This is a genomic window from Mesorhizobium sp. M0060 (genome assembly GCF_040323155.1).
Taxonomy (GTDB): Bacteria; Pseudomonadota; Alphaproteobacteria; order Rhizobiales; family Rhizobiaceae; genus Mesorhizobium.
In genome coordinates, this window is the sequence record NZ_JAMYUP010000009.1 from 1 (window position 1) to 20,414 (window position 20,414).

The window sequence follows — 20,414 nt, forward strand, 5'->3', positions numbered from 1 at the left end:
TTTCTGCTCATCTTCTTCGATCACTTGGTGTCCACCTATTTCGGTGGACACCTTGTGCATCAGAGCACTCAACAGCAAAAGGTGCGGGGAAATTCGCGCTTACGATTGGCCGATATCCCTGCCTTCGAAGCGGAAGGGCCAGGATGGCCGGGTGCGGCGAAAGTTGAATGTCAGGCAGTCGTGGCGTTCGAGATCGGCCGGCGTCGCAGGCCTGCCATGACGCGCGATGTAGTGTGGAGCGGCGCATACGACGCGCCGGCTGTGCCCGAGTTTCCTAGCAATCAGACCGCTGTCCGCTAAATTGCCCATGCGGATGGCGACATCGGTCTTCTCCGCGACGAGATCGACGATCCCATCCATGAAGCTCAGGTCGACGACGAGGTCGGGGTTGCGTGCGAGGAAGGCCGGCATAACCGGGGCAACGAACATGGTGCCGAAGGGGATCGTGGTGTTGACCCGCAGCCGCCCCCGAACCGCCCCGCCAGACGCCTCCTGATCGGCGTCGTTCAGATCCTGCAAGATCCTCAGCGCGGCATGATGATAGGCCTCGCCTTCCTCGGTCAACCTGATGGCACGCGTCGTGCGCAACAGAAGGCGCGTGCCGAGGCGCGCTTCCAGCCGGGCGATCAGCTTGCTCACCGCCGACGGTGTAATGTCGAGCTTGCGCGCCGCCGCGGAGAAGCCGCCCTCCTGCACCACGCGGGCGAACACCTCCATCTCGCCTGACCGTTCCATCAGTATGCGCGGCATTGATGATCTTCATTCACAGGTGCATATCCTGTATTGGCAATAGTTCTCCTGACTCTCAAATCATAGATTGCCTCCAGACACAATCTGGAGACGTTCCAAGACCGCCCTTGTCACCGGCGCCACTGCCGGCATCGGGCTCGAAATCGCCCGCGCACTCGCGCTCGAAGGCGCAATCGTCATCATCACCGGCCGCGACCGGGCGAAGCTCGATGCGGCGATCGCCACCGTCAAGGCGTCAGGCGACAAGGCCGTCAGCGGCATCCTGGCCGACGCCGCCAGCGCCGAGGGCGCATCCCTCATCGCCAAGGCCGCGCCAGCGATTGATATCCTCGTCAACAATCTTGGCATCTACGAGAGCAAGCAGTTTGGCGATATCACCGACGCGGACTGGAACCATCTGTTCGATATCAACGTGATGAGCGGCGTGCGCCTGTCTCGCGCCTATCTGCCGGGCATGCTGGAGCGGAGCTGGGGCCGGATCATCTTCATCTCCAGCGAATCCGGTCTCGCCGTCCCGGCCGACATGATCCACTACGCGACCACCAAGACGGCGCAGCTCTCGATATCGCGCGGGTTGGCACAACTTACGCGCGGCACCAACGTCACGGTCAACGCGGTGATGCCGGGGCCGACCCGTTCGGACGGCATCGAGACTTTCCTGCGCAGCCAGGCGGGCGACCCGTCCGCACCGATCAAGCAAATCGAGGCCGAATTCTTCGCCACCGCGCGCTCGTCTTCGATCCTGCAGCGCATGGTGGAAGCGGAAGAGGTCGCCAGCCTCGTCGCATATCTCGCCAGCCCACGCTCATCGGCCACCAACGGCGCCGCCCTGCGCGCCGAGGGCGGCCTCATCAACACCATCGCCTGAGAGAGGTTTTCGATGTCACAGTCACCGCTTACCGTCATTGCCATCACCACAGCCAAACCGGGCAAGGAGGCGGCGCTCGGCGCCGCCCAGGAAAAGCTGGTCGCAGAGACGCTGCTCGAAGACGGCTGCCTGCGCTACGAACTGCATCAGTCGCTTGATGATGGCCGGATCCGCATCTTCGTCGAGACATGGGAAAGCGAAGCTGAGTGGCGCGCCCATATGGACGGCGCTGCGATGCAGCGCTTCCAGGCGAGAGGCGTCGGTGACTATTTCGCCGATTTCGCCCTGCATCGCCTGACCAAAGTCGCAGGCTGACATGGGGCATCCGTCATCCGAACACGGTGGTGCTCGGGTCGGGATATATGCCGACGGACCTGCGCGCAATCCCGTCTAATCCCGTGCAAAAAGAGATTCCATCATGGAACGACGGCTACTTACCGTTCTTTATGTGACGCACGACCAGATCGAGGCGATGACCCTCGCCGACAGGATCGTCATCATGAAGGACGGTTACATCGAGCAGGTTGGGTCGCCGGAAATGGTGTTCACGCAGCCGCATAATCTGTTCGTCGCGAGCTTTATCGGCAGTCCGTCGATGAACCCTCTTCCGGCGACGGTCGAGACGGCTGACGGCGAGCCGGTGCTGGTTTCCGGGTCGCTGCGGATACAGGCGCCTGATGTGATGGCCACCGCCCTGAAGCCGACGCAGCGCGTCACGATCGGCGTGCGCCCATCCGATGTCGGCCTGGGGAACGGCAATACACCCGGAAACGGCTACGACGCAGCGATCGAGGTCGTCGAGTATCTGGGCACCGAGGCGCTCCTCAATGTCAAGGTCGGCGGTCAGGAAATGGTGGTGCAAATTCCGGCGTTGGCCAGACGACGGGCAAAAGAGCGTTCGCATCGTTTTTGATCCTGACAAACTGCACATTTTCGACACGCAAAGGGGCCTAGCCATTCGGCCTTGAGCCTCGCCAACGCTATCGATTCTTCTGGAGGACGCCATGGGGCGCGAGATCGTTTTCACCGGAAGGCGAAAATTCGAACTGCTGGACTACGACGATGCGCCGGCTGCGCCGAACGAGGTCCGTGGCCGCACGCTCGCGACCCTGGTCAGTCCTGGCACGGAACTCGCATGGGCCGATGCCGGCGATTTCCCGGTTCGCCCCGGTTACGCGGCCGTATTCGAGGCCGAGGACATCGGGGCGGCCGTCTCCGGCATCAATCCGGGCGATAGGCTGCTGTGCATGGGCGCGCATCGCTCCACTCAGAAGACCGACGCCCGCTACCTGCTGAAATTACCCGACGGCGTGTCGCCTGAAACGGCGGTTGTTGCCCGTCTCATGGGCGTATCGATGACCACATTGATGACGACCGCGGCACGGCCCGGGGACAGAGTTATCGTCTGCGGGGCAGGCCCTGTAGGCTATCTGGCGGCACATCAGTGTCGAATTTCCGGATACGAGGTGACCCTTGTCGAACCTGACGAACGACGGCGCGTCCAGGCCATCAACTCAGGCATTGCCGACACGCTTTCAGCTGTTCCGATTGGTGACCCGGCCTATGCGGGCAAGGTCGCGCTGGTGATCGATTGCTCGGGACATGAACAGGCCGTGCTTGACGGCTGCAAAGTGGTGCGCAAGCGTGGCGAAGTCGTGCTGGTAGGCGTGCCGTGGAAGCCTCATACCGGTGCGCTCGCCCACGAGATTCTTCACGCTGTGTTCTTCAACTATGTCATCTTACGCAGCGGCTGGGAGTGGGAGGTTCCTCTGCTCTCGCGCGGCTTTGTGTGGGAAGAACTATACGACGGATACAACAACGCGCCGCACAGCACCTATTCCGGCTTGGCCAAGGCGTTGAAATGGCTGTCCGAGGGCCGCGTTCCCCTCGATCGCCTCGTGCGCAGCCTACATCCCGGAGATCCCTCCGCCGTCTACAATGCGCTGATCAACAGAGAGATCGATGAACCCTTTGTGGTGCTCGATTGGAGCCGAGTCAGGTGAAAAGCGCGTTCTGGAACGGGCCACGGTGACCCATTGTCGATCATCTTTGTTCGACCATAAGGGAAGGATCACGTGAGTTGATCCCGAGCCCCACAATTTGACCAGCTGGATAATGTCGAACCCACGGGTTGCTGTCTCAATCGCTCCGCGCGCCGAGCCATTCCTGATTTGGTGGCAGCCGGGAAGGACGAGCCGAACAAGATCGCGGCGGCGCCAACAAAATGCAATCTCCAAGCCAATCAATCGACGGCGAACATGTCAGAAACCTGGCCGTCATCGCCGCCAGCAAGTTTGTTTGTGTTAAAACGAGATTGTTGGTGTTCTGACAATCTGTCGATCTAGTCGAGATCTGGGAGCTTGCGATGCGCGGCTCGCCGTCGGTTATGAACGGAGTTGGTGCCAAACGGCTAGGTAACTTCGTTTTGCTTTGAGCGAGCAAATAGCACGAAATTCGTCGCGAAAACACTCTGGACTTCATGGAATACGTTGTGGCATACGCGGTCGAGGAGCCACACGGAGTCGCGGGATCCCCACTGAAGGGGCCGCGAAACGGATTTGGTGGCTGGATGCGGGTGTGGTGGAATTGGTAGACGCGCTGGATTCAAAATCCAGTTCCGAAAGGAGTGTCGGTTCGAGCCCGACCACCCGCACCACTTCTTAAATCAATGGCATTCGGCAGTCAGGCGGTTTGAATTAAACCCGGCTCCTCGGGCATCGGCAACGTCACATGCGCCCTCCGAAAGCGAAGGCCTCGCGTTCGAATCGCGGCGAGGCGCCAACATTCTTCAGAGATTCGAACTACGAATCTGGGGGTTGGAAGTCACAGACAAAGCGGTTCTCGTGACCGGGGCCAATCGCGGCCTCGGCAAGGCGCTGGTCGAGGAAATATTGAAACGGGGTGCGAAGCGGGTCTATGCCGGCGCGCGCAAACCGCACGCCCACGCAGATCGGCGCGTCACGTCGCTGATCCTGGACGTGACCGATGCGGCGCAGATTGGGGCGGCTGTCGAGCGGATCGGGTCTCTCGACATCCTCATCAACAACGCTGGCATCGGGCTCTACGACGACCTTGGCGATCGTGCTGCGCTCGAGCGACACCTCGCCGTCAACCTGCTCGGCGTGCATGGCGTAACCCACGCATTCCTGCCGCTGCTCACGCATTCGCAAGGCGCCGTGGTTAACATCCTATCAGAAGCGGCTCTCGTTCCGTTTCCGATTATTCCGTCATACTCGCTGTCGAAGGCTGCCGCGTTCTCCATGACGCAATCGCTACGTGCTCTCGCCGGCGCTCGTGGCGTGAGCGTTCATGCAGTCCTGTCCGGTCCCATAGACACCGACATGAGCAGAGACGCCGACATACCGAAGAGCTCCGCGGAGAGCGTCGCGAAAGGTATCCTGGACGGCATGGAGCGGGGGGAGGAGGAAATTTTCCCTGATCCAAAATCGGCCTCCATGGCCGAGAGCTGGCGCGGCAGCGCGTTCAAGGCGCTCGAACGCCAGATGGCGGCTTTCGTCCAAGCCATGCCCGCCAAGTCATAGGCGATCGGCGCCATCGTTGCGCTGCCAGCATTCGCAATTCAGCGCCACCCAGTAGAGAGGAAAATCATGCTGTTGAACGCAACTTCCATGGTTTCACCAGCGGATGACGATGACTTTCTCGGTCCCGTTTGCGAGTTCGACAGCTTCGGTGCCATCTGGTTTGCGGCTTTGGATTTTGGCGCCGTCGACGACTTCAACGCCAACAACATTGACTCCAAAGGCTTCATCGATTTCGGCGGCACTGACCAAGGTGTCCGGTGGCAGGTCCTTTACTTGATCCAACAACTCGCGAAGCGTCATGGCGAATCTCCTTGGCGACAGCAGGAATAGGAGCAGCATGCTTTCGCCGCACATCCGGAACCATGTCCCTTGAGAAAGGTTCCCGATGAAAGTGCCAGACCCATCGCAGAATGGATGCGCGCGGCAATCCGCCTCGTCCCGGGCATCTCGCCTATGGTAAATTGCCCTAGGCTGCCGACGCGTCGCCGGTTCGACCCGGCTGGGGGCACCGTTTTCTTCCGGGGAACCTCGAGAGTTTGGTTGGACGTTATCCCAGGAGCGTCCTCTGGGATAACGTCTTTGAGGTCCGGCTGCCCTTCCTGGTAAGCTCGGATCGTAGCCTGAGCCGCTGTTACATCGGCCCCGGCACCATCTTGGTGGGCTGCTCCGGCATCGGAAACGCATAATTGTCGCATTTCACGTCCGGGTTCGTCGGGCTGAACATTCCGAGCGGGTTGTCCTTGAACAGCCAGGCGTGAAGATCGTAGTGGTGGAACTCCTTCGGGATGAGCGGATAATGCCCCTCCATCGGTCCCTGGAACGTCTGTCCGAAGAGCTTCCGCGGCTCCTTGGTGTCGGGCGTCAAGGGCACGAGCCATTCCGCGCCGACCAGGCGCAAGTCGCCGCCGACCGGCTCATAGATCAGCACATTGGGACGCGTCGGATCCGCGGTCGGGCCGATAGTCGTGACGTTGACGAAATGGATGCCCATCGCGCCCTTCGGGTAGTCCATCGCCCCTTCTACCTTTTCGCCGCTGTAGAAGACGCATCCAACCGTCGATAGATAAAGCTCGCGAATGGCAACCTTGTAGTCCTCATACCTGGACAGCGATTGACGCAGGGCATCGATCTCGGCCTTGTCGGGTTCGGCGGCCCGAGGAGTGGCGGCGTTCAGACACGCGCCAATGAGACCTGCCAAGGCGACGATACCGATACGCCTGAGGTGAGTTGTTTTCATCATGCATTCCTCCCAGATTTTTTCTTCTGGCCGTGCAAGACCGAGGCGGCAATGATGCTACGCGCGGCCGAAATTGATCGCCTCATCCCTATTGGGACTGCGTCGATGCTAATCCTTTCCGCTGATCGGGAGAATTAACCCTGACGACCTAGGCCCGAGCAGGCCCAGCCCATGGCGCGGGAAGACCCCAGACGGACAGAAACCAGAACAGGTTGGGCCTCGGCGTTATTTTGCTGGACATTGATTTGGCCGCAGCCGGGAAGCAGCATTGCCTACGCCTCGAAAGGGTATCGGGAAACGCCCGCTTCACTATATTAGTGTGCGCTAATGATATATGATTGCCGCAAGTGTCATTGGCGTTTGGAGCCGTTCGGGTGCACGCGGTCGGAAAACGATGGATGGAGGCCAGCTTGGCAGGCGTGATCGCCACGGCTGCAGCACTTGGGAGTGTTTCGGCATTTGCGCATAGTTCCGATGGCGGTTGGACCTATCCACCGGCCTGCTGTCACGGCGATCCGCTGACAGGAGAGTGCGGCAAGATTCCCAGCATAACCGTCACACCGCGGCCAGATGGCTATGTGATCGTTTTGCGGCCAGGCGACCATCAGAAGGTCACTCATCAGGACCGATATTTTGTCCCCTACGATAGCGTAATTCCCTCCGGCGACGACAATTTTCACATCTGCCTTCATCCGACCGAAGAACACGAAAACTGCTTCTTCGCGCCGGCAGACGCGATTTAGGCGAATACTCCTACCGCCGCCGTAACAGGCTCTTCATCCGGTTGCGCAGCAGGCGGGCCATGTTGCGGGTCTCGCGGTAGAGGTGAAGCTGCGAGGCTGCCTGGCGGGCGGGGCGGTCAGCATCCGGCGTCAGCCCGATCACCAGCGTGCCCATCGGCTTGCGTTCCGTCCACAGCCGGCTCATCACCGGATGGTCGGGCACGGCGCAGGAATCGGTCATCATGATGTTTGGGTCGTCGAGATGCTGCCTGGTCACCTCGATCATCAGCAGCGTGCCCGGCGAATAGGCGGCGAGCGTCTCGTCATAGGCGGTCTTCCAGGTGTAGGCGACGCCGGCCTCGACGAAGACGACCAGGCAGGCGATGGTGCGGCCGTCGAGCGTCAGCGAATGGATGCGGCAGAGATCCTGCTCGGCCAGCCGATGCACCGCCTCGCGGGCGAAGGCGGCGCGGTAGCGGTCGATGGCCATGGCGGTGCGCTCGCGGCCTTTCCAGCCGGCAGCTTCCAGCGTCAGGAAATTTTCGATGGCATGGCGGATCTCGTCCGGCCCCCGTGCAACATGATGTTCCAGCCGGCCGAGGTCGGCGAGGCGGCGCTTCAGGCGGCGGAATTCGCGATAATGGTGCGCGCGCAGCGAGGTTTTCAGATAGTCTTCGCCGTCGAGCGCGCTTTCGAGCACCGGGCGGTCGGCCTTGCCGGTGGTGACCAGCGTCAGGCCGCGCGTCTCGGCGACGCTGGCGAGCAGGCTCGCCACCGGGCCGTCCAGCCGAATATCGGGCAGCACGAAGACTTTCGGCAGCTTGAGATGCGGCCGCGACAGCATCGAGAAGAAATCCTCGATGACGCCGATCGGATCGTCGCGGTCGACCAGCGGCGTGCCGATCGGGCCGAACGGGCTTGACCAGGTGCGCATGACGGGAACGCCGAGCGGCATCGCCGGCCGCTCGACCGAGAACGGCACCAGCAGGCGCAGCCGGTTGCGATACTGGTCGCCGTCGCGGATGACGGCCAGCCGCACCTCGCGGTCCTCCAGCCTGGGCATTGCCGGCGCCAGGAAGCGCGGATTGAAGAAGACATTGGGCTCGATCGTGCGGGTGCAGAGATAGTCGAGCTCCTCGACCAGGTCGAAGCCGGCGGAGGCCGGATAGATGGCGAGCTTGCGCTCGGGCCGGTTGTTGGCGAGGATCTCGATATGGGCGGGATCGGCTTCGCGGGCAAGCCCGGCCAGGCCGGACACCATGGCGCCGGCCGGGCCACCGCTGGTTTCCTCGAGCAAGGGGACGGCAGCCATCAGGCGGCTCCTTTGGCGGGTACGAAAATGACCATGACGATGCCGAGCTTGCGCCAGACCGTGAAGGACAGCGCGCTCGCCTCGAAGATCATGGCGAAAGCGGTGGCCATCGCCGCGCCCCACAGGCCGAAGAGCGGGATCAGCACGACGTTGAGGGCGATGTTGAAGGCCAGCGTCATGGCGTAGACGGCGGCGCAGATATTCTGGTTGCCGCTCATGGTGAGCAGGCTTTCGCAGGGGCCGACGGCGGCCCGCGCGACGACGCCGAACACCAGCAAAAACAGCAGCGGATAGCCGGCGGAAAATTCGGGACCGAACAAGGTCAGCATCGGCTCGCCCAGCGCCAGCACCAGCAGCGCCATCGCCAGCGACGGCCAGAAGGTCCACGACACCGTCTCGCGGGCAAAGGCGGCGAGCTTCTGCGGCTCGCCATGGGTGAACTGCGCATAGCGCTGGGCGACGCCGGCCTTGACCGCGAAATTGACGAAATGCACCAGCGCCAGCGTCTTGACCGTGGCGAAATAGACGGCGACGTCGTTGGGATCGAGATAGGCGCCGACCATCAGCACGTCGGCATTGGTGAGCAGGAAGAAGAAGCTCTCGACCAGGAAGATCGGCAGCGACACGATGAACCATTGGCCGAAATGCAGCTTCATCGGCCCGGCCGGGATCCTTTTGTCCATGCGCGACGTCACGCCGACGAGCTGACCGAGCGTGGTGGCATAGGTGGCGGCGATCGCCGCGAAGATCGCCGTTCTGGCGTCGGGCGCATAGCCCACCAGCAGCATCAGCGCCATGAACGCCAGGATCAGCACCGGCCGCACCAGGAATGTCGGCGACAGCGCAAACAGCGCCCAGGAATTGGCCCGCGCCAGCCCTTGCAGAAGGTCGGACATGGCAATCATCGGCAGGCAGATGATGCCGAGGATGAACGGCACGACATAATAGGCTTCGATAAAGGGCGACAGCAGCCAGACGGCGAGCGCGCCGAGGCCGGCGATCGCCGTGGAGGCAATCAGCACGAACAGCCGGCTGGCCCGCACGATGCCGCGCAATTCGGCCATCATGCCGCGCTCGCGATATTCGGGTATGAAGCGGATGACCGAGGTGTGGAAACCGAGGCAGGCGAGATTGCCGACGATGACCATGGTCACCCAGACGAGGACGAAAATGCCGTATTCGAACGAGCCCATCCAGCGCGCCATCAAGACCTGGCTGACGAAGGCGATGACGGCGCTGACGATGCGGACCGAAAAGGCGATCAGCGACATGCGGCCGGCCTCGCCGCGCTCGCCGGCGGTGAACAGCACGGCATCGATCAGGCCAAGCAGCGGCCTCATGCGCAGCGCAAGGCGCTGCGGCAGGAACCGCCCGGCTGTCGTCGCCGCGGAAAAGCGCACCCAATACTCTCCGTTTTCCGCCAATTTACAGGGGCTGGGTGTAGCGAAAACACATTAAGAAACGGTTGGGTGGGGGAGCCCTTCGCCCCGTCTCTGTACGGGGAGAAGGTGCCGGCAGGCGGATGAGGGGCGGGCGCGCTGCTTCATATTCGCGCAACTCTTCACCCTGCTCGGTAGTGTCTCAGTTTGAAATACGCGGAAACGCCTATCTCGTTTGCCCCATAAACGCCTATATGCTTAGCGGAACGCATGGCAGCAACAATGGTCTACACTGTCATCTGGTATGGAAGGCAGGGCATCGTCGACAAGGTGATCTTCGACGACGAGAAGACCGCGAAAGATCATGCAACCTCCATGTTCCAAACCCGAAAGGGAGACGATGGAATCGTGTCCGTTGAAGTTCGTAAGGACAACGGCGCTGTCGTCTTTAGCCATGCGGAGAACTAGGAATGCCAACCGGACCTAAAGGCCAGAAGCGCTCCGCCGCAACATCGGCAATGCCGTTCGCGTCATGCGCATTGCCACTGACGAGGAAGCCGACGACGTGACGGCAAAGACCTGCCGCGAAAGCGCGGGGCGCGAAAGGCGGCAAGAAGCGGGCCGAGAATATGACGCCAGAGCGTCGCGCTGAGATCGCCAAAAAGGCTGCGGAAAAGCGATGGGTAGGCGCTAGGAATAATTTTCGGAATAATTTTCTTCATTTTCGTCGCGCGGTGATGTATCCTGCCAAACAGAATCAGGCAGGAGAGATTGGCCCGTGGAAATTGATATCGGCATCATCATGGATCGGCTGTCGCCATATCTGGACTGTATCGACGCCATCCTGCGGCATGGCCACACGACCTATGAGCGTTATGCGCCTGAGATTGTCTTGGACCACGACGCCAGCACTCAGGCTCACTGCACCTTTCGGCACACTTTGGCGGAAGCTCACAGAACTCTGGATGACTTGCCAAATGTCCGGCACATGGAAATCCGGGGGCAAAATCTATGGCTAATTGAGACCGCCAATTCAGTCATACGTTTTAAGAAGACGGACGAAGATGGCGTGTCGTCCAACTATCCAACACCCCAAGCCGTTGCATTTGATGACGGTGACGAACTGCCTGGGCTGACCCCCATGCCAACGAGGCTGACCGCCGGCTATCTTCTTGACGCCACTGGCACGGGGTTCATGCGGTCGCAGATATCGTTGCCAACGAATAAGGGCGCGATGTGGTGTGCAGCGATTGTTCCGTTTGAATCGAGAGCAGCCGACGAAACTGCTTGGCATGAGGTTACCCGGCAGCGCCGGTTCTAAAATGCAGCAGATTGAACTTTTTAATCGCCACATGATGGCGCTCGCTCGCGATTCTCGCGGGATTAATCAGTCTGTGCTTGCCGACAGGATGGGCGTGGCCCAAGGCACGATTTCAAAAATCGAGGCCGGCTTGATGGCTGCGCCAGAGGACTTTGTGGTCGCCCTTGCCGGCACCCTCGGCTATGAGCCCGATTTCTTTTTCGAGACTGGCCGCCCGTACGGCATGCCGCCCTTCCATTACAGAAGGCGGAAAAAGCTCGGCCAAAAGCCGCTCGACAAGATGATCGCGGAAATGAATATCCGCCGCATCCAACTCGGCATCCTCCTAAAATCCGGTGGTGTCAAAACGAACGGCTTCATTCCGGAGATTGATCGGGATGAATATCAGGGCTCGACTTCTCGCGCTTTCAGCATTGAAGATGCTGCTCGGCACTTGCGCGAAGCCTGGATGCTGCCGGATGGTCCCGTTGAAAATGTTACCGCTTTGATCGAGGACCACGGAGGCATCGTGATCCCATGTAATTTTGATAGCGACTTGATCGACGCTGTCAGCCAGCGGATTGATGGCCTTCCGGTACTATTCTTCGTGAACATAAATGCTCCCGCAGATCGGATACGGCATACCCTCTGCCACGAACTTGCGCACATGGTTTTGCATACGACCACATTTTTGGATGATGAGGTCATGGAACAAGAAGCCGACCAGTTTGCCGGGGCATTCCTTTTGCCGGCGAAATCCATTCGGTCTCAGTTGACCAAATTTGAATTCCGACAAATTGCCAATATGAAGAAATATTGGAAGGTCTCAATGTCCTCCATAGTCATGAGGGCAGACCGTTTGAACTATGTAACGCCATATCAAAAGAAATCGTTCTTTATACAGATGAGCAAGCTTGGATATAGAAAGAATGAACCGTATGAACCTCCCAAGGAATATCCGATTAAGGTAAATAAGCTTGTGGATTACCACAAGAATGTATTGGGATATTCTGATAGGGAATTGGCGAAAGCGCTGTACATTTCTGAGGCCGAGTTTGAGCGTATGTACGGTTCAAAAATGCTCGGCCCCCATGGCGCGGGAGGTCAAACAGGGAGGCCCGCGCTTCATATTGTAAGGTGAACGGTCTTTCGCAAACTCTCTGATCAATGGACGATATTTGCAAAAAGATGGGCGCCATAGCACCAAAGCCAGGCAAGCGTGGCCCATATAAGAAAAGCACAGATTAGGTGTTTTCTGGTTCTCTCATAGCCTCCAGTGAAAAAATATCGATCAACCTGATCGCAGCATCTGCCGAAATAGGCTTTTGCAAGAATCTCTATCCCAGAAGAGGGATGCGTGGAATTCAACCAGTTAGGTGACCTCGAACGCCGTGCCCTGCGTCCCGGCAACGTCCACAGTGCCGACAACAGGAAGGATGTTCTGGCACCACTGACCAGCTCACAAAGAAGCTCATCAAGATCGGTGCCGAGGTTATCAGCCATGGGCGTTATGTCGCCTTCCAGATGCGGAGGTCGCTATCCCGAGGCAACTCTTCACCGACATCCTGCGGCTGATCGCGGAACTCCGGCCATCGCCCCATCCGTCACCGGCGTGACCGGCCCGGTTGCATGCGTTCCAGCAAATCCAGGGGAGAGCTATGCCTTGAGGAAAGCGAAATCGACATCCTCGGCCAGCAACGGGCAGACATCACGGCTTTGGCGGATCACCAACGCCATTTTTGCCGGGGTCTGGTCTTGCAACTGGTGCCAGTTTGCGCAAACCTCAGTCTCAACAGACCGGTAATCCGGTGGTGCCTGATTACCTGAATCTGGGAGGGGCGAAGTGTTAGGCGAGCCCATTACCGTTCTGATGGTCAATGAGTATCCTGACTACATTGATGCACAAGTATGGGCTGCTGAGCTGAAAACCCGTGTGCCGCAGCTGGAGTTCAGGCTTTGGCCAGACGCCGGGAACAAAAGTGACATAGATATTGTGCTGATCGACAAGGGCGCCAGTCCTGGCTTTTTTGATGCCATGACGGGGCTAAGCGCCGTCGTCTATTTGGGAGCCGGTGTCGAGGGTATTGATCTTCAGAGCTTTCCCAAGAGTGTTCCGCTCATCAGGCTCGCAACGCGTGAGCAGGCTTCGGAAGTGGTGCAGTACATCGTCCTTCGCGTTCTCTGTCAGCAACGGCATGTTGCGGATTACGTGAGTCTACAAGCCCGCAAGTTGTGGAATCCGATCGCGCCGCGGAAGATCTCCGAGACAAGAATTGTTGTGCTGGGTGCGGGCCGGATCGGTGGCTGGGCCGCAAAGCTGTTTGCGGACTTGGGCTACGACACAGCAGTCTGGTCTCGTCATCAAAAGACGCTTCCTGGTATACACAGTTACTTTGGCCGTGCCCAGCTTGCGGACGCACTCACAAGTCGGGACTACGTTATCTGTTCACTGCCCCTGACTGGTGACACTCGTGGGATACTGAACTCCAGTGCCTTTGGAAAAATGAAGCGAGGTGCCTACCTTGTGAATGTCGGCAGGGGCGCGCATGTCAACGAAGCCGACCTGATCCGCGCTCTCGACGAAGGTCAGCTTTCTGGTGCTTGTCTTGACGTGTTTGAGCGTGAACCGCTGGAGGCTTCATCGCCCTTGTGGACTCATCCCAGGGTGACCATCACACCTCATGTCGCGAGCTTCTGGGTGGATTCTGGAATCGACCAGGTCGCCGATCTCTGCGGTCAAGTTGCAAGAGGAGAGCCGCTGTCCAACAAAATCGACCTCGAACGGGGTTATTGAATCGAAGTAGTGTCTTTACCCACTTAAGCAGCTTCCGATCTTATGCAGCGCGGACCTCAGCGCGTGCGTCACCCGGCTATTAGATTTCAAACTGAAACACGTATTTTGGTGTCGGCGGGACAGCGCCCCTCTCTGGCGTGCCGGCCATCTCCCCCTCAGGTGGGGAGATTGGCTAATCGCCAACGCTGGCGCCGGCCCTCATCCGCCCTTCGGGCACCTTCTCCCCGTATGACGGGGAGAAGGGGAGTGGGTGCTTTACGCAAACGCCCCATGACAATGCTTGTACTTCTTCCCTGAACCACAGGGGCAGGCCTCGTTGCGGCCGACCTTGCCCCAGGTCGCCGGGTTGTTCGGGTCGCGGTCTTCGGGGGCGACGGTGGCGTTGGTCTCCTGGCGGACCAGAAGTGCGGTCTCGCCGCCGTCGAAATCGTCCTCGCCGGTGAAGCCGTCGATATGGCTGCCGAACATGTCGGGGGCTTCGGGCGGCGGCGCGTCGGCCGCCTGGCGGACCAGTTCGACGCGCATCAATTGCGCGGTGACGGCCTGGCGCAGATTGCCCAGCATTGCCTGGAACAGCTCGAACGCCTCGCCCTTGTACTCCTGCAGCGGATCGCGCTGGGCATAGCCGCGGAAGCCGACGACCGAGCGCAGATGGTCGAGATTGACGATGTGCTCGCGCCACAGATGATCGAGCGTCTGCAGCACCACCGAACGCTCGACATAGGTCATCACGTCGGGACCGAAGCGCTCGGCGCGCTCCCTGGCGGCGGCGTCGGCGGCTTGGCTGATGCGCTCGCGGATGTCGTCCTCGGCAATGCCTTCTTCCTTGACCCAGTCCTCGATCGGCAAATCGAGATTGAGGAATTCGGCGATCTCGGCCTTGAGGCCGGCGACGTTCCACTGCTCGGCATAGGCGTTTTCGGGGATGTTCTTGGCGACGACCTCCTCGATGACGCCCTCGCGCATCTCGGTGATGGTCTCGGACAGGCCTTCGCCGTCCATCAGCTCGATGCGCTGCTCGAACACCACCTTGCGCTGGTCGTTCGAGACGTCGTCATATTTCAACAGGTTCTTGCGGATGTCGAAGTTGCGGGCCTCGACCTTCTTTTGCGCCTTTTCCAGCGCCTTGTTGATCCAGGGGTGGATGATCGCCTCGTCTTCCTTGAGGCCGAGCTTCTGCAGCATGCCGTCCATGCGCTCGGAGCCGAAGATGCGCATCAGATCGTCCTGCAGCGACAGGAAGAATTTTGACCGGCCGGGGTCGCCCTGGCGGCCCGAGCGGCCGCGCAACTGATTGTCGATGCGGCGCGATTCATGGCGTTCGGTGGCGAGCACGTAAAGACCGCCGGCGGCGAGCGCCTTTTCCTTCAGCCGGGCGATGTCGTCGCGGATTTCCTTTTCCTTGGCCTCGCGCTCGGGGCCGGCCGGCATGTCGCCAAGCTCGTCGGCGATGCGCATGTCGGCATTGCCGCCGAGCTGGATGTCGGTGCCGCGGCCGGCCATGTTGGTGGCGATGGTGATGGCGCCGGGTTTGCCGGCCTGGGCGACGATCGCCGCCTCGCGCTCATGGTGGCGGGCGTTCAGCACCTCGAAATCCTTAAAACCTTCCTTGCGCAGGCGCTCGGCCAATTGCTCCGACTTTTCAATCGAGGTGGTGCCGACCAGCGTCGGCTGGCCCTTGGCGCGGGCTTCCTTGATCTCCTTGACGATCGCCTTGTATTTCTCCTCGACCGTCCGGTAGACCTCGTCGTCCTCGTCAATGCGGATGACCGGCAGATTGGTCGGGATCTCGGTGACGTCGAGATTATAGATGTTGGCGAATTCCTCGGCCTCGGTCAGCGCCGTGCCGGTCATGCCGGCGAGCTTCTTGTAGAGGCGGAAATAGTTCTGGAAGGTGACCGAGGCGAGCGTCTGGTTCTCCGGCTGGATCGCCACATGCTCCTTGGCTTCGAGCGCCTGGTGCAGGCCCTCCGAATAGCGGCGGCCGGGCATCATGCGGCCGGTGAACTCGTCGATGATGACGATCTCGCCGTTGCGGACAATATAGTCCTTGTCCTTCTGGAACAGCCGGTGCGCCTTCAGCGCGTTGTTGACGTGGTGGACGATGGCGACGTTCTCGACGTCGTAGAGCGACTCGCCCTTGAGCAGGCCGGCATCGCGCAGCATGTTCTCCAGCTTCTCGGTGCCTTCCTCGGTGAAGATCGAGGTTTTCTGCTTCTCGTCGATCTCGTAGTCCTGCGGTTGCAGCTGGATGATGAAGGTATCGATGGTGTTGTACATTTCCGAACGGTCCTCGAGCGGACCGGAAATGATCAGCGGCGTGCGCGCTTCGTCGACCAGGATCGAATCGACCTCGTCGACGATCGCGTAGCTGTGGCCGCGCTGCACCATCTGGGCGCGCTCGTATTTCATGTTGTCGCGCAGATAGTCGAAGCCGAGTTCGTTGTTGGTGGCGTAGGTGACGTCGGCGGCGTAGGCGACCCGGCGCTCCTCGTCGGACAGGCCATGGACGATGACGCCGACCTTGAAGCCGAGGAATTTGTAGACGCGGCCCATCCATTCGGAGTCGCGCGTGGCCAGATAGTCATTGACGGTGACGACATGAACGCCATTGCCGGCGAGTGCGTTGAGATAGACCGGCAGCGTCGCCACCAGCGTCTTGCCTTCGCCGGTGCGCATCTCGGCAATGCCGCCATTGTGCAGCACCATGCCGCCGATCAGCTGCACGTCGAACGGGCGCATGCCGAGCACGCGGCGGGCGGCTTCACGCACGGTGGCGAAGGCCGGCACCAGGAGGTCGTCGAGGCTGGCGCCGTTGGCGATGTCCTGGCGGAATTTGTCCGTGCGGGCCTGAAGCTCGGCGTCGGAAAGCGCCTGCATCTCGTTTTCCATGGCATTGATCGCCTCGACGCGCGGCCGGGTCGATTTGACCCGACGATCGTTGGAGGAGCCGAAAACCTTACGGGCGAGACCGCCGAGACTGACCATCCAATGGTCCTTTCGATAGCTTCCAAGTCATTGCGACGGGTGCCGGCCGGCCCCATCAAATCCACATGAACGCGGACAAACGCAAAAAGCGCCCGGAAAACGGTTCTGGACGCAAAGTCGTTGGACAGATAAGAGGGGGCTCATTCGATGTCAACGCCGCGCTCGCCCTGTCGAGCGCGCCAAATTCCGCCACAATCCTGCTGGTCTGGAAGCCATTCCGTTCTAGCTACCCCGCTTTGGAGATAATCGTAATGTCCGTATTGTTCCGCCGCGCGTCGCTCGCCAGCCTTGGTCTGGCATTCGGGCTGTCGGCCCTCTCGCTGTCGCCGTTGATGGCGCAGGAAGCCGCCCCTCCCCAGCCGGCAGCACCCGCCCCGGCGGCCAAGCCGGTCGATCCGAACGCCGTGGTCGCCACCATCAACGGCCAGACGCTGACCGAGGCAGACCTTGGGCTTGCCGAGGGCGAGCTGTCGCAGCAGTTCGCGCAGCTTCCGCCCGAGCAACGTCGCGCCGCGGCGCTGTCGGCGGCGATCGAAATCCGGGTGATGGCGGCTCAGGCGGTGACCACCGGCCTCGACAAGGATCCCGAGTTCCAGCGCCGCATGGCGTTCCTGCAGCAGCGCGCGCTGCATGGCGAAATGGTCGAAAAGGGCGTCGTCAACAAGGTCACCGATGCCGAGGTCCGCGCCCGCTACGACCAGGAAATCGCCAATACGCCGCCCACCAATGAGGTGCACGCCCGTCACATCCTCGTGAAGACGAAGGAAGAGGCAGACGCCATCATCAAGCAGCTCGATGGCGGCGCCGATTTCCAGAAGCTCGCCAACGAGCACACCAGCGATCCGAGCGGCAAGACCAGCGGCGGCGATCTCGGCTGGTTCGGGCCCGGCCAGATGGTGCCGGAATTCGACAAAGCTGTGTTTGTGCTGGCGGTCGGCAAATATACCGAGCAGCCGGTGCAGTCGCAGTTCGGCTGGCACGTCATCAAGGTCGAGGACAAGCGCACCAAGCAGCCGCCGGCCTTCGACGAGGTCAAGGACCAGGCGCGCCAGGCGGTCATCCGCGACAAGTATTTCGCGCTGGTCAAGTCGCTGCGCGCCAACGCCAAGGTCGACATCCCCGATGCGAACCTGAAGAAGACGGTCGACGCACTGGAAAGTGCCAAGTAGGCCGGCCTGCGGGCTGAGCCCAGTCCGCAGATTGAGCTACGACAGGGCGCGTTGCCGCCCTGTCGCTCTACCTGGGGGCGCGACCGATGACGCGTCGACGCCTCCGCCGGACCGCCGTGGCGTCGCCGGCATCGTCAGCGACTATGCCTTTCAAGACATAGCGGACCGCCTTGCGTAAGGTCGCTTCGTCCTCGTCCAGGCGGTCTGTCAGAAGATGGGTCCAGGCAAACGAGGCGATCAGGTCGGCGACGACAGTGGCATCGACGTCGGCAGCCGCTTCCCCCCTTGCCTTGGCGCGTTCGACCATCTGGCCGGTATGGGCACGACGCCCTCTCGCGTATTCGGCAAGGGCGGCGGCGGCGTTTTCATCCGACTGTGCCTCGGCGATCAGCGATCTGAACACGCTGCCCGACGATGTGTCGTGCCAGTGCGCGAACAAGCTCTTCAGGAAGCCGACGAGATCCTCCTCCAGGTTCCCGGTATCGGGATTGTCGACGCGCTTTTGCCGTTGATAAACGTCGAGCAGCAGGGCGGCCTTGCTTGGCCACCAGCGATAGATCGTTGGTTTTCCCGCGCGCGCCCGCCGCGCCACCGCCTCGATCGAGAAGCCGGAATAGCCGGCTTCGACCAGCACTGCCTCGGCGGCGTCGAGAATGGCGTCGGCGCTCTCGGGGCTGCGCCGTGCGCCGACCGACCTGCGACCCGGATCAGCGGTTTCGTCCATCTCATCCTCCTTGCCCATGATTTTCAATAGCCATCATACACGGCCTCTTGACGAAACGAAACGATCCGTTTTATATAACGGAACGTTCCGTAACGATAAGGAGAACAGCAATGACATCGACCGCCGCCACGCGTTTTTCGCGCCTGCGCTTCGCCCTGCTGGTGCTGCTCGGCGTCTACCCGCTGATCACTGCCATTCTGTACGTGATCTTTCCGCTGACCGAGGAATGGCAGATCTGGCAGCGCACGCTGGTCATCGCGCCGCTGATGGTCTCGATCATGATCTGGGGACTGATTCCGGGCGTGCAGCGGGCTTTTCGCGGGTTCATCAACCCAGCCGTCCGGTGATGGTCATTTCAGCGCTTGCGACGTTTCCGACGCAACGCGCCACTCGCCGTCAGTCATGACGAGTTCCAGCGTCACCCGTGCCTTGCCGGTCAGGCGCTGCGCCGATTTGTCCTTCGGCACATAGTCGTAGCTCATTGCGAAAACCGCATCGGCGCGGTCCTTGCCGTGCGGCGTCACCTCAAGGCTGCCGGGCTCGAGATCGAACGACCACGACGCCCATTGTGCGAACCAGTCGGTCTTGACCTTGACGATGGCCTCGCTGTCGTAGCGGGTGCCGTAGATGGTGGCGGACGAGCCGTAAAGCCGCTTGACGGTCTCGCGCATCGCCCTGGCATCAGGCGCCAGATAGTCGTCGCGCAGGAATTTCTCGATGGCGCTCCTGTCGCCGACGGAGCGCTCGAGCGCTGCGACCTCAGACGCGGGCGCCGGGCTGACGGTCGGTTTCGGTTGCTGGGCAGTGTCTCCGCCCGGCACGAATTCGAAACGCTCGAGCAGAGATCCCTGCTCCCAGGGACGCTGCGCCTCGCGCGTTTCAGAAACGACGTCGCGGCGCACCGCGATCATCATGTCGTTGATGCTTTGGCCAGGCTCGGCCATATGCCGCAAAAGCGCGGCGGCGAAGGGCGAGTTGCGCCCCGTCCCGTCCATTGCGACAGCGCCGGGCGCCGTCGAGAAGGCGATGAACGAACCGCGCGTCGACTCGAACTGGGCAAGGCCGGCGAGGGCCGTCGCCGACCGGGTCGTGGCGCTGCGGCTGAGACTTCGGGCAAACGGGTTGTTGCGGCAGGCATCGAGGAAGACCAGGCTGACCTTGGTCTGCTGCTCCATAATGTCGAGGACCTCGTCGATCGGTACCGCCTCGAGCTGCAGTTTGACCGGCATATCCAGCCTGGCGTCGACCGGCACGATGAAGTTGCGTCCGTCGACCTGCAGGCCGTGGCCGGCATAGTAGAACAGCCCGGCACCGGCGCCTTGCAGCGCATCGGAGAATTCGCCGATCTTGCGTTCGAGCTCGCGCTTGCCGAGATCGTTGCCTTCGATCACCTCGAAACCGATGGCGCGCAGCTTGTCGGCAATGTCGAGCGCATCGTTGACGGGATTGGCCAGCGTGCCGGCTTCGGCGTAGCTGCCGTTGCCGACCACAAGCGCCACGCGCCGCGCCGTCTGCGCATCCGCCCGCAACAGCAGAAAGCCTAGAAACGCCAGTGCCAAGACCACACGCCTGCCCATGGGCAGGACCATAGCGCTATCGGCCGCAGCGATCCCAACAAATTTGCAACAG

Annotated in this window: 21 protein-coding genes, 1 tRNA gene and 2 pseudogenes; 14 read left to right on the forward strand and 10 right to left on the reverse strand. The window is 60.9% G+C overall.

Features of this window, described 5'->3' with window-relative positions:
* Positions 1-105: 105 nt before the first annotated feature.
* Positions 106-750: pseudogene (locus tag NKJ94_RS11145) on the reverse strand (LysR family transcriptional regulator); the annotation flags it as partial.
* A gap of 67 nt (positions 751-817) precedes the next feature.
* On the opposite strand from NKJ94_RS11145, the gene NKJ94_RS11150 reads away from it, so the two are divergent.
* The 6 genes from NKJ94_RS11150 to NKJ94_RS11175 all read left to right on the forward strand — a co-directional run bounded on the left by NKJ94_RS11150 (position 818) and on the right by NKJ94_RS11175 (position 5,160).
* A complete protein-coding gene (locus tag NKJ94_RS11150; protein WP_352524980.1) occupies positions 818-1,618 on the forward strand; it encodes an SDR family NAD(P)-dependent oxidoreductase in 801 nt (266 codons plus the stop codon).
* A 12-nt stretch (positions 1,619-1,630) separates the two neighbouring features.
* On the forward strand, positions 1,631-1,933 hold the full coding sequence (locus NKJ94_RS11155) for a putative quinol monooxygenase (protein ID WP_352524982.1): 303 nt from the start codon (positions 1,631-1,633) through the stop codon (positions 1,931-1,933).
* A gap of 157 nt (positions 1,934-2,090) precedes the next feature.
* Positions 2,091-2,531, forward strand: a complete 441-nt coding sequence (locus NKJ94_RS11160; protein WP_352524983.1) for a TOBE domain-containing protein — start codon at positions 2,091-2,093, stop codon at positions 2,529-2,531.
* A 91-nt stretch (positions 2,532-2,622) separates the two neighbouring features.
* Positions 2,623-3,621, forward strand: coding sequence for a zinc-binding dehydrogenase (locus NKJ94_RS11165; protein ID WP_352524985.1), 999 nt, complete (start codon positions 2,623-2,625; stop codon positions 3,619-3,621).
* Between the two features lie 568 nt (positions 3,622-4,189).
* Positions 4,190-4,274: transfer RNA gene (locus tag NKJ94_RS11170), tRNA-Leu, on the forward strand.
* Positions 4,275-4,461: 187 nt separating this feature from the next.
* Positions 4,462-5,160, forward strand: coding sequence for an SDR family NAD(P)-dependent oxidoreductase (locus NKJ94_RS11175; RefSeq protein ID WP_352524986.1), 699 nt, complete (start codon positions 4,462-4,464; stop codon positions 5,158-5,160).
* 93 nt (positions 5,161-5,253) lie between these two features.
* Here the strand turns inward: NKJ94_RS11175 and NKJ94_RS11180 are convergent, their stop codons facing one another.
* Together NKJ94_RS11180 and NKJ94_RS11185 are read right to left on the reverse strand one after the other, a co-directional pair.
* Positions 5,254-5,460: a sugar phosphorylase gene (locus NKJ94_RS11180; protein WP_352524988.1), complete on the reverse strand. Its 207-nt coding sequence runs from the start codon at positions 5,458-5,460 to the stop codon at positions 5,254-5,256.
* 331 nt (positions 5,461-5,791) lie between these two features.
* Positions 5,792-6,400, reverse strand: a complete 609-nt coding sequence (locus NKJ94_RS11185) for a hypothetical protein (protein WP_352524989.1) — start codon at positions 6,398-6,400, stop codon at positions 5,792-5,794.
* A 416-nt stretch (positions 6,401-6,816) separates the two neighbouring features.
* Here NKJ94_RS11185 and NKJ94_RS11190 point away from each other — a divergent pair, with 416 nt between their 5' ends.
* On the forward strand, positions 6,817-7,140 hold the full coding sequence (locus tag NKJ94_RS11190; protein ID WP_352525213.1) for a hypothetical protein: 324 nt from the start codon (positions 6,817-6,819) through the stop codon (positions 7,138-7,140).
* Between the two features lie 10 nt (positions 7,141-7,150).
* Here the strand turns inward: NKJ94_RS11190 and NKJ94_RS11195 are convergent, their stop codons facing one another.
* Both NKJ94_RS11195 and NKJ94_RS11200 read right to left on the reverse strand, forming a co-directional pair.
* Complete coding sequence (locus NKJ94_RS11195; protein WP_352524991.1) at positions 7,151-8,431, reverse strand: GNAT family N-acetyltransferase; 1,281 nt, start codon at positions 8,429-8,431, stop codon at positions 7,151-7,153.
* Entirely contained in the window at positions 8,431-9,831 is a 1,401-nt protein-coding gene (locus NKJ94_RS11200) for a lipopolysaccharide biosynthesis protein (RefSeq protein WP_352524993.1), read from the reverse strand. The genes NKJ94_RS11195 and NKJ94_RS11200 overlap by 1 nt, the downstream gene beginning before the upstream one ends.
* A gap of 261 nt (positions 9,832-10,092) precedes the next feature.
* Between NKJ94_RS11200 and NKJ94_RS11205 the strand changes: the two genes are divergently transcribed.
* The gene (locus NKJ94_RS11205) at positions 10,093-10,278 is read left to right on the forward strand and encodes a hypothetical protein (RefSeq protein ID WP_031194557.1); all 186 of its coding nucleotides are present in this window, start codon (positions 10,093-10,095) and stop codon (positions 10,276-10,278) included.
* A 62-nt stretch (positions 10,279-10,340) separates the two neighbouring features.
* On the opposite strand, the gene NKJ94_RS11210 is transcribed toward NKJ94_RS11205, so the two are convergent.
* Positions 10,341-10,532 carry a hypothetical protein gene (locus tag NKJ94_RS11210; RefSeq protein ID WP_352524995.1) on the reverse strand — a complete coding sequence of 64 codons (192 nt, stop codon included), beginning with the start codon at positions 10,530-10,532 and terminating at the stop codon, positions 10,341-10,343.
* A gap of 56 nt (positions 10,533-10,588) precedes the next feature.
* Here NKJ94_RS11210 and NKJ94_RS11215 point away from each other — a divergent pair, with 56 nt between their 5' ends.
* Together NKJ94_RS11215 and NKJ94_RS11220 are read left to right on the forward strand one after the other, a co-directional pair.
* Positions 10,589-11,131: a hypothetical protein gene (locus NKJ94_RS11215; RefSeq protein WP_352524997.1), complete on the forward strand. Its 543-nt coding sequence runs from the start codon at positions 10,589-10,591 to the stop codon at positions 11,129-11,131.
* A 1-nt stretch (position 11,132) separates the two neighbouring features.
* Positions 11,133-12,251, forward strand: coding sequence for a helix-turn-helix domain-containing protein (locus tag NKJ94_RS11220; RefSeq protein ID WP_352524998.1), 1,119 nt, complete (start codon positions 11,133-11,135; stop codon positions 12,249-12,251).
* Between the two features lie 23 nt (positions 12,252-12,274).
* Here NKJ94_RS11220 and NKJ94_RS11225 read toward each other — a convergent pair whose 3' ends face one another.
* A complete protein-coding gene (locus tag NKJ94_RS11225) occupies positions 12,275-12,613 on the reverse strand; it encodes a hypothetical protein (RefSeq protein ID WP_352525227.1) in 339 nt (112 codons plus the stop codon).
* On the opposite strand from NKJ94_RS11225, the pseudogene NKJ94_RS11230 reads away from it, so the two are divergent.
* Positions 12,569-12,726 (forward strand): annotated as a pseudogene (locus NKJ94_RS11230) (IS1380-like element ISCARN79 family transposase); the annotation flags it as partial. The gene NKJ94_RS11225 and the pseudogene NKJ94_RS11230 overlap by 45 nt on opposite strands.
* A 227-nt stretch (positions 12,727-12,953) precedes the next feature.
* A complete protein-coding gene (locus tag NKJ94_RS11235; RefSeq protein ID WP_352525000.1) occupies positions 12,954-13,904 on the forward strand; it encodes a 2-hydroxyacid dehydrogenase in 951 nt (316 codons plus the stop codon).
* 255 nt (positions 13,905-14,159) lie between these two features.
* Here the strand turns inward: NKJ94_RS11235 and secA are convergent, their stop codons facing one another.
* A complete protein-coding gene (gene secA / locus NKJ94_RS11240; protein WP_352525002.1) occupies positions 14,160-16,892 on the reverse strand; it encodes a preprotein translocase subunit SecA in 2,733 nt (910 codons plus the stop codon).
* Between the two features lie 251 nt (positions 16,893-17,143).
* Here secA and NKJ94_RS11245 point away from each other — a divergent pair, with 251 nt between their 5' ends.
* Positions 17,144-18,061 carry a peptidylprolyl isomerase gene (locus tag NKJ94_RS11245; protein WP_352525003.1) on the forward strand — a complete coding sequence of 306 codons (918 nt, stop codon included), beginning with the start codon at positions 17,144-17,146 and terminating at the stop codon, positions 18,059-18,061.
* A 67-nt stretch (positions 18,062-18,128) separates the two neighbouring features.
* Here the strand turns inward: NKJ94_RS11245 and NKJ94_RS11250 are convergent, their stop codons facing one another.
* On the reverse strand, positions 18,129-18,785 hold the full coding sequence (locus tag NKJ94_RS11250) for a TetR/AcrR family transcriptional regulator (protein ID WP_352525005.1): 657 nt from the start codon (positions 18,783-18,785) through the stop codon (positions 18,129-18,131).
* Positions 18,786-18,895: 110 nt separating this feature from the next.
* On the opposite strand from NKJ94_RS11250, the gene NKJ94_RS11255 reads away from it, so the two are divergent.
* The gene (locus NKJ94_RS11255; RefSeq protein WP_352525007.1) at positions 18,896-19,132 is read left to right on the forward strand and encodes a putative antibiotic biosynthesis monooxygenase; all 237 of its coding nucleotides are present in this window, start codon (positions 18,896-18,898) and stop codon (positions 19,130-19,132) included.
* Between the two features lie 3 nt (positions 19,133-19,135).
* On the opposite strand, the gene NKJ94_RS11260 is transcribed toward NKJ94_RS11255, so the two are convergent.
* The gene (locus NKJ94_RS11260) at positions 19,136-20,350 is read right to left on the reverse strand and encodes a caspase family protein (protein ID WP_352525215.1); all 1,215 of its coding nucleotides are present in this window, start codon (positions 20,348-20,350) and stop codon (positions 19,136-19,138) included.
* Positions 20,351-20,414: the final 64 nt, after the last annotated feature.

What these genes read in the sequence shown, in the direction of transcription:
- secA (WP_352525002.1), bottom strand. Translation starts at nt 16,892, where the DNA reads ATGGTCAGTCTCGGCGGTCTCGCCCGTAAGGTTTTCGGCTCCTCCAAC.
- NKJ94_RS11160 (WP_352524983.1), top strand. Translation starts at nt 2,091, where the DNA reads ATGACCCTCGCCGACAGGATCGTCATCATGAAGGACGGTTACATCGAG.
- NKJ94_RS11245 (WP_352525003.1), top strand. Translation starts at nt 17,144, where the DNA reads ATGTCCGTATTGTTCCGCCGCGCGTCGCTCGCCAGCCTTGGTCTGGCA.
- NKJ94_RS11250 (WP_352525005.1), bottom strand. Translation starts at nt 18,785, where the DNA reads ATGGACGAAACCGCTGATCCGGGTCGCAGGTCGGTCGGCGCACGGCGC.
- NKJ94_RS11185 (WP_352524989.1), bottom strand. Translation starts at nt 6,400, where the DNA reads ATGATGAAAACAACTCACCTCAGGCGTATCGGTATCGTCGCCTTGGCA.
- NKJ94_RS11180 (WP_352524988.1), bottom strand. Translation starts at nt 5,460, where the DNA reads ATGACGCTTCGCGAGTTGTTGGATCAAGTAAAGGACCTGCCACCGGAC.
- NKJ94_RS11195 (WP_352524991.1), bottom strand. Translation starts at nt 8,431, where the DNA reads ATGGCTGCCGTCCCCTTGCTCGAGGAAACCAGCGGTGGCCCGGCCGGC.
- NKJ94_RS11220 (WP_352524998.1), top strand. Translation starts at nt 11,133, where the DNA reads ATGCAGCAGATTGAACTTTTTAATCGCCACATGATGGCGCTCGCTCGC.
- NKJ94_RS11155 (WP_352524982.1), top strand. Translation starts at nt 1,631, where the DNA reads ATGTCACAGTCACCGCTTACCGTCATTGCCATCACCACAGCCAAACCG.
- NKJ94_RS11225 (WP_352525227.1), bottom strand. Translation starts at nt 12,613, where the DNA reads ATGGCTGATAACCTCGGCACCGATCTTGATGAGCTTCTTTGTGAGCTG.
- NKJ94_RS11210 (WP_352524995.1), bottom strand. Translation starts at nt 10,532, where the DNA reads ATGAAGAAAATTATTCCGAAAATTATTCCTAGCGCCTACCCATCGCTT.
- NKJ94_RS11165 (WP_352524985.1), top strand. Translation starts at nt 2,623, where the DNA reads ATGGGGCGCGAGATCGTTTTCACCGGAAGGCGAAAATTCGAACTGCTG.
- NKJ94_RS11255 (WP_352525007.1), top strand. Translation starts at nt 18,896, where the DNA reads ATGACATCGACCGCCGCCACGCGTTTTTCGCGCCTGCGCTTCGCCCTG.
- NKJ94_RS11205 (WP_031194557.1), top strand. Translation starts at nt 10,093, where the DNA reads ATGGTCTACACTGTCATCTGGTATGGAAGGCAGGGCATCGTCGACAAG.